6 protein-coding genes and 1 pseudogene are annotated in these 7,392 nt (G+C 46.3%); 2 read left to right on the top strand and 5 right to left on the bottom strand.

All coding sequences use genetic code 11. The annotated features are described in order from the left end of the window. Positions 1-141: 141 nt before the first annotated feature. Positions 142-478, top strand: a pseudogene (locus tag CAG65_RS00915) (metalloregulator ArsR/SmtB family transcription factor). Positions 479-523: 45 nt separating this feature from the next. After that, positions 524-1,618 (top strand): ACR3 family arsenite efflux transporter, encoded by a 1,095-nt coding sequence (gene arsB / locus CAG65_RS00910; RefSeq protein ID WP_094132658.1) that lies wholly within the window; start codon positions 524-526, stop codon positions 1,616-1,618. Between the two features lie 205 nt (positions 1,619-1,823). Here the strand turns inward: arsB and phoU are convergent, their stop codons facing one another. The 5 genes from phoU to CAG65_RS00885 form a co-directional block, all read right to left on the bottom strand. Further along, positions 1,824-2,579, bottom strand: coding sequence for a phosphate signaling complex protein PhoU (gene phoU / locus CAG65_RS00905; protein WP_094147400.1), 756 nt, complete (start codon positions 2,577-2,579; stop codon positions 1,824-1,826). A gap of 21 nt (positions 2,580-2,600) precedes the next feature. After that, positions 2,601-3,347: a phosphate ABC transporter ATP-binding protein PstB gene (gene pstB / locus CAG65_RS00900; RefSeq protein ID WP_237668176.1), complete on the bottom strand. Its 747-nt coding sequence runs from the start codon at positions 3,345-3,347 to the stop codon at positions 2,601-2,603. Between the two features lie 98 nt (positions 3,348-3,445). After that, positions 3,446-4,828, bottom strand: coding sequence for a phosphate ABC transporter permease PstA (pstA, locus tag CAG65_RS00895; RefSeq protein WP_237666845.1), 1,383 nt, complete (start codon positions 4,826-4,828; stop codon positions 3,446-3,448). A gap of 4 nt (positions 4,829-4,832) precedes the next feature. Beyond that, entirely contained in the window at positions 4,833-6,215 is a 1,383-nt protein-coding gene (pstC, locus tag CAG65_RS00890) for a phosphate ABC transporter permease subunit PstC (protein WP_161447652.1), read from the bottom strand. A 67-nt stretch (positions 6,216-6,282) separates the two neighbouring features. Continuing rightward, positions 6,283-7,305 (bottom strand): substrate-binding domain-containing protein, encoded by a 1,023-nt coding sequence (locus CAG65_RS00885; RefSeq protein WP_094151631.1) that lies wholly within the window; start codon positions 7,303-7,305, stop codon positions 6,283-6,285. Positions 7,306-7,392 lie beyond the last annotated feature (87 nt).

Genomic DNA, 7,392 nt, shown 5'->3' with positions numbered 1-7,392 from the left:
CATTAAGACAGCCATTTGACATCGACTTACTTTTCCCAAACTAACTTATCTCTCAGAAGAACATGTTTAATTGAAAAATTGATACATACGGAAGATAAAACATATGATATTTCATATGTTTTATTGCGTTGAATAGTTCCTATGTTTGATCCAATCCTTCTTTACAAAGCATTTGCTGAAGAAACTCGGCTTAAGTCTCTGCTGTTAATGCAGAAACAAGAAGAATTGTGTGTGTGATCTCATGGAGGCGCTTAATCTCAGTCAACCCAAAGTCTCTCGGCATCTTGCCGAACTGCGAAAGCACGAGCTTGTTATGGATGAGCGACGTGGTAAGTGGGTTTACTACCGAATCAATCCCAGGCTAGCTCCTTGGGTTAAGCAAGTGCTGGAGATAACCCTCAAGCATAATTTGGCACTTATCGAGCCAGAGTTGCAGTTCATCAAAGGCAAAACATTCTCGAATGGTATAAGTGAATAATGCTCTATTCAGTTGGTTTATCAATTTCATATTAAAGAGGTCTGTATGAGTAATATCTCAAGCTGTGGCGAAACCAGCGCATCTGAAAAAATGAGTTTCCTAGATCGATATCTAACCGTATGGATTTTTCTTGCAATGGCCGTTGGTGTCGGGGTTGGAGTGTGCTTCCCTCTGTCGGCTCAGTGGAACGAAAGCCTATCTGTAGGTTCAACCAATATCCCGCTTGCTATTGGCCTAATCCTAATGATGTACCCTCCATTAGCGAAAGTAAATTATAGCCTTCTAGGCGAAGTAACTCGTGACAAACGCGCGATAATGCTTTCTTTAGTGATGAACTGGCTCGTGGGACCGATTTTGATGTTCACATTAGCCATCATTTTCTTACGCGATCAACCTAGTTATATGGTAGGACTCATTCTGATCGGCCTTGCTCGATGCATCGCTATGGTGTTGGTTTGGAATGATATCAGCGGCGGAAACAAAGAGTACGGTGCAACTTTGGTTGCATTAAATAGCGCGTTTCAAATTGTCACGTATAGTTTTATGGCGTGGCTGTTTATTACTGTTTTACCCCCTTACTTTGGCCTTGAAAGTTTCGTTGTTGACATCACTATCTGGGATATTGCACAAAGCGTCTTAATTTATTTAGGCATCCCTTTCTTAGCGGGTTTCTTAAGCCGTAAACTATTAGTTTCAGCAAAAGGTGAACAGTGGTACAACGAAGTCTTCATCCCGCGTATTTCGCCAATCACCCTGATTGCGCTTTTGGCAACCATCGTTTTGATGTTTAGTCTGAAAGGTGAAATGATCATCGAGTTACCGATGGATGTGTTCCGTATTGCAGTGCCACTGATCATCTATTTTATGGTGATGTTTTTTGTGAGCTTCTACATCGGGAAACGTATGGGGATCCCTTACGACCAAAATGCTTCTATCGCCTTTACTTCAACGGGCAATAACTTCGAACTGGCTATCGCCGTATCAATCGCTGTATTTGGATTAAACTCTGATCAAGCATTTGCAGGCGTTATTGGACCTTTGGTTGAAGTGCCCGTTTTAATTGCTTTGGTCAACGTCGCATTACGAATGAAGAAGAAGTACTATCCTCCCCATCATGGTATTAAAGCGCACAATCAATAACCATTCACAAACGTCATGATCTTGCCATTAAGCAGTCAATGAGTTCATCCCGATAAGAATGCAACAATGTAATTAGAATTAACCTAGGTAACTAACACCATTGCAATCCAGTAGGGAGGCTTGGTTGATGAGTAAGTAACATTCGACAGTGCTCCAAAAACAAAAAGGCTGCGATGGAGAGCAGCCTTTTTTACTACCCGTCATATCATGACGACTGGTTTTTGGGGCTTGCCAAAAGCTCCGCAATCGCTTGATCGTTTTGGTGACGAACATCCAAGCCAGTCACAAAATAAATCGTGTACTCACAAACGTTGCGCGCGTGATCGCCAATCCGTTCGACCGCGCGACCTATCCACGTGATCTCCAAAATGGTTTGATAGTGAGTGCCTTGCACCAGCATATCTTTATCATTTTGACGCAAAATATCGCCGTAGCTGTTGTCGATTTGTTTATCTAACATTGCTGCTTCTAGCGCATCGTGTGCATTGAGATCGTGAAAAGCGTTCATCGATTTTTGCAGCATATTGATCACGTTCGCGTTAATTGTTTCAAACGCATCTTCTTGTAATTCAATACCATCAAAATAGTCTTTGTCACCCGGATGGTGCTCCTTTAAACGCAACACCGCATGGGCGATCCGTTTAGATTGATCGCCAATTCGTTCAAGATCCATGATCGCTTTCATGATCGAAAACACCGCACGTAAATCGCGGGCTGCGGGCTGGCGTTTGACTAAAATATCAATGCAGCGTTGATCAATGGCCAGTTCTAACAAATTGATATTATGATCGTGTTCAATTACTTGCTTGGCCAGTTCGGTATTGCCTGTCATAAACGCATCGAGTGCGTCCCGCACCTGTACGATTACTAAATCACCCATATTCACCACGCTATCCACAATAGAACGCATTTCGCTATTGTAGCTATGAGAGGTGTGCCCATCGACACCATGAGTTGTCATAAAATTCTCCTAAAACAGTCGTTAACCGAAACGGCCAGTAATGTAATCTTCAGTGCGGCTATCACGTGGGTTGGTGAACAACTCACGTGTTTCGCTCAGTTCAACCAAGTTACCTAAGTGGAAGAAGGCGGTTTTATCTGAAACGCGCGCCGCTTGCTGCATGTTGTGTGTCACCATCGCAATGGTGTAGCTGCCTTTGAGCTCATCAATCAGATCTTCAATGATCGAGGTCGCGATAGGGTCAAGCGCCGAACAAGGCTCATCCATCAAAATCACTTCAGGGTTAACCGCAATCGCACGAGCAATACACAAACGCTGTTGCTGGCCACCAGATAGTCCGGTGCCCGGTGCTGATAAGCGATCTTTGACTTCTTTCCACAAGCCAGCGCGGCGTAAGCTGGTTTCGACGACTTCATCCAAATCGGATTTGTTATCTACTAGGCCATGTAATTTAGGGCCATAGGCGATATTTTCATAAATCGATTTTGGAAAAGGATTAGGCTTTTGGAACACCATGCCAACTTGAGCGCGCAGCTGCACCACATCTAAGCTAGGGTGATAAATATCTTGCCCGTCCAAGGTAACTGAACCTTCAACACGAGCCGTGTCGATGGTGTCGTTCATACGATTTAAACAGCGTAAAAAGGTCGATTTACCACAACCAGAAGGGCCGATAAAGGCGACCACTTCATGCTCAATGATATCCATATCGATGCCGTGTAGCGCCTTGGTTTCACCATAGAAAACTGTCACATCACGCGCGGCCATTTTAATTTGTGTGGCTTGGGCTGCTTCTTTAGCGGTGCTCTTTACCTGTGGTATCACAAGGGAGTGTTTGTTCATAATAGCTTCACTTATCATCTTTATTACCACCGAGTTTCAAAGCGTCGACGCAACCAAATCGCCAGCGCGTTTAAGCTAATCATTAATGCTAACAATACGGTGATTGCAGCAGACGTTCTTGCTTCAAAAAAGTTACGCAGTTCGTTACCTTGCCAGAGGAAAATCTGCACTGGTAGCGCGGTTGATTGATCGAGCGGTGTCGCAGGTACGCTGGCGACAAATGAGCTCATGCCAATCAAGAGCAGTGGCGCAGTTTCACCTAATGCTTGGGCGATACCCAAAATGGCCCCAGTCAAAATGCCCGGTAGTGCCAAAGGCAATACGTGATGGAAAACGGCTTGAGTTTTGGACGCGCCGATACCCAGAGCTGCTTGGCGAATCGATGGTGGTATCGCTTTCAATGTTGAGCGAGTAGCAATGATCACTGTGGGCAGTGTCATTAGTGTTAATACCAAACCACCGACAAACGGTGCCGAAAGCGGCAGCTTAAACCACAAAATAAACACTGAAGCGCCCAGTAAACCAAATACAATCGAAGGAATCGCCGCCAAGTTGTTGATGTTCACTTCAATCAAATCGGTGAACTTGTTTTTTGGGGCAAATTCTTCTAGGTAAATCGCGGAAGCGACGCCAATCGGTACCGCCAATACCATAACAATGAGCATCATAAATACCGAGCCCATAAACGCCCCAGCAAGGCCAGCCGAAGCTAATGAGCTGCGAGAATCGACGTTCATAAACAGCGCTGTACTGAATTTGTTTTGGATAACGCCACGTTCAGCGAGCTCATCCGCCCACGCGCGGGTACGAGCACTCAACTGCTGACGAGAGTCGGGTAGATCACGGTCGATGTTGCCTTTCAACCACACATCGACGTTGGCTTCCGCCAGTAAATCAAGACGTAAGGTTTGGCCGACCAGTGAAGGATCATTGACTATCATATCGCGCAAAGCAAAACGCTCGCCGCTGGTGATCAATTTGATCGCATCACGCTGGTAGCGAGTCGCTTCAGGGATTTCGTTGGCCAAACTGTTGACAATAATACGGTTGAAATTAACCATGCCGACGCTGCTTTGCCATGTGAGCATGCGTTGATTGAACTGCGCCGGGCTCTCATCACTTTGTTGGATGGGTTTGGGCTCTATTTTCACGACATCGGGGTCAAAGTAGACATCCAAGGTCACTGTCGCTTGCCAAAAGGCTGGAATACCTTTGGAAAGAATCGAAGTGAATAGTATCGCCACAAAACTTAACGCTAAGGCAACCGCGCCAATACCGAAAGCTCTAAAGCGGCGTTCACTGTTGTGACGTTTTTTCAGCGAGCGAGCAATGCGCAGTTTTGTTTCATTACGTTGCGCATAGGCATCGTCATCTTGAAGGTTAGTCATTTGAATGCTGTTGTCCATGGCGTTACTCATACTGTTCACGGTACTTACGTACGATAACGAGCGCGATCACATTAAGGCATAGCGTGATCACAAACAGGGTTAAACCAAGTGCAAAGGCTACTAAGGATTGTGGGCTAGCAAAATCGGTATCGCCGGTCAGTTGGTTGACGATGGTAACCGTCATAGTAGAGACAGCCTCGAATGGGTTGGCGGTTAATACTGGGCTATTTCCGGCAGCGAGAACCACAATCATGGTTTCACCAATCGCCCGGCTGGCGGCGAGCAAAACTGCGCCAGTCACGCCAGGTAGCGCGGCAGGTAGAACCACTTTGCGAATGGTCTCTGATTTGGTTGCGCCAAGGCCAAGCGAGCCATCTCTTAGTGTTTTGGGCACTTGAGTAAGAATGTCGTCGGATAGCGAGGAAATAAAGGGAATCACCATTAAGCCCATCACAATCCCCGCGGTTAGAGCGGAGGTGGCACGAATATCGATATGGAGCCACTGTCCCAATTCGCTCAGAAAGGGACCGACGGTGATTAAAGCAAAAAAGCCGTAGACGATGGTGGGAATACCCGCGAGCACTTCAATAATCGGTTTAGCTATCGAGCGAATGCGACTTGGTGCATATTCAGCTAGATAAATGGCGCACATCAGGCCAATAGGAATAGCGACGATTAAGGCAATCAAGGCGATTAAAAAGGTTCCTGCCAGTAATGGCAACATACCAAAGCCGGTTTGGTTCTCTGTACCTACTGTTGAGAAACGAGGGTTCCATGTGGTGCCGAAGAAAAATTCGCTCGGGCTAACAAAACTAAAGAAACGTAACGCTTCTCCAACCATCGAAAGAACAATGCCTACTGTGGTTAAAATCGCCACACCAGAACACAGAATCAGTATTATATGCAGTGCACGTTCGACTGTGTTGCGTGCCCGAAGATCAGGGCGAATTTGTCGAGTGCTGAAGACTAATCCGGCCGCGGCAACCGTTGCCATCAAACCAGTGAGCAATAAATAGCTGCGTTGTTCTAACTGCTTTAAGTAGTCTGCGGCGGTAATTTCTTGAGGAGAAAAGCTATCGAGTACAGCGAAACCGCTGGCGATATTATGCAGTTTATTCATCAGTACGTGAGTACCCTCCACGGCCGTTGGCTGCAGATCCGTAGGAAGGCTATCAACTACCATTTGCTGAATCAGTATGGGAGAACATAGGCTCCATACTATCCAAATTAACAAAGCAGGAACCACACACCAAAGCAGGGTTAGCATGCCGTGATAAACAGGGCGAGAGTGTAAACGCTGAGTTCCAGCATTGGTTGATGCTACTTTTTTACTGCGCGTCAGCCCTAAGTGGTAAGCCAGTGCCATTACCGCCAGTAGTACCACCATCAGCATCAGATTATTCATTGTTATTCTTACCTTATTAAAGCGTTAGCTTGAGCCGAAAACACTGGCCCAAGCTAATCAGAGAGCCTTAAAGGAGTTTGCGATTTTTAATGTTTTGCGACACCTGGGCGCGCTCTTTATCATCCATTGGGATAAGGCCTGCCGCTTCAAGTTGGCTACCCGTTGCGCCCATTTGTTCGCTCACAAAAAACTGTGCGTATTCGAGAATTCCCGGTACTACACCGACATGAGCATTCTTGATGTAGAAGAACAGTGGGCGAGAAACTGGGTATTGCCCGCTGCCAATGGTATCTAAGCTTGGGGTTACGCCGTTAACGGTCGCCACTTTCAAGCGGTCACGGTTTTGGTCGTAGAAGCTTAGGCCAAATACACCAAGCGCATTTTTCTGAGCATCAAGACGAGCGAGGGTTTCGGTATAATCGCCAGCGACTTCAACTACGCGACCATCGGTGCGAATCGCATTACAGAAGTTACCTTTGGCTTTTTTGTCCATCGCTTTGACTTCGGCAAAAGTCTCACAACCTGGGTGAACGACTTTCTCTTCGTACACTTCACGCGTGCCGTGATTAGAACCTGGTATCACAAGCAGAATTTCTTGGTCAGGAAGAGAGGCGTCAATTTGCTTCCAGTTGGTGTAAGGGTTTGACACCATTTTGCCATTCTGCGGAATTTGTGCTGCACCCGCTTTAAACACATGCTCTGGCTTAAGGGCAAAAGTGCCACTGTCGGTACGAGATGCGAACACAATGCCGTCATAGCCGACTTTGACTTCAATGATTTCTGTCACGCCATTCGCGCGGCAGCTTTCCACTTCAGAAGATTTAATGGCGCGTGAGGCGTTAGCAATATCGATGGTATTGACACCGACACCTTGACAGAACTGACGTAAACCGCCACTTGAACCACCGGAACCGACCACTGGCGTGTTAAATTGTGGGAAGGTTTGGCCGAACTCTTCTGCAACGATAGAAGAAAATGGCAAAACGGTTGAAGAGCCAGCGATTTGGATCGTATCACGTGCCATTGCTGGGGCAGAGATCGCGGTTGCGATGGTTGAAGCAAGCAAAAGCGCATTGCGTCCGAACTTCATAATATTTCCCTCATTAAATTTCATAACCGTAGACTGTTTTGAAAAGTCTTCCGTAAGCAGCTTTGTATTGTTTAGCTAGGTAAATTC

Origin of the sequence: Vibrio sp. V39_P1S14PM300, from assembly GCF_009904765.1 — a bacterium.
In the GTDB taxonomy this organism is placed as follows: domain Bacteria; phylum Pseudomonadota; class Gammaproteobacteria; order Enterobacterales; family Vibrionaceae; genus Vibrio; species Vibrio proteolyticus.
Note: the sequence above shows the minus strand (reverse complement) of the source record. Positions and strands in the feature narration are given on the sequence as shown.

Bases quoted from the DNA above. Each gene is read 5' to 3' on its own strand.
- pstC (WP_161447652.1), bottom strand. From the start codon at position 6,215: ATGAATAATCTGATGCTGATGGTGGTACTACTGGCGGTAATGGCACTG.
- pstA (WP_237666845.1), bottom strand. From the start codon at position 4,828: ATGGACAACAGCATTCAAATGACTAACCTTCAAGATGACGATGCCTAT.
- CAG65_RS00885 (WP_094151631.1), bottom strand. From the start codon at position 7,305: ATGAAGTTCGGACGCAATGCGCTTTTGCTTGCTTCAACCATCGCAACC.
- arsB (WP_094132658.1), top strand. From the start codon at position 524: ATGAGTAATATCTCAAGCTGTGGCGAAACCAGCGCATCTGAAAAAATG.
- pstB (WP_237668176.1), bottom strand. From the start codon at position 3,347: ATGGCCGCGCGTGATGTGACAGTTTTCTATGGTGAAACCAAGGCGCTA.
- phoU (WP_094147400.1), bottom strand. From the start codon at position 2,579: ATGACAACTCATGGTGTCGATGGGCACACCTCTCATAGCTACAATAGC.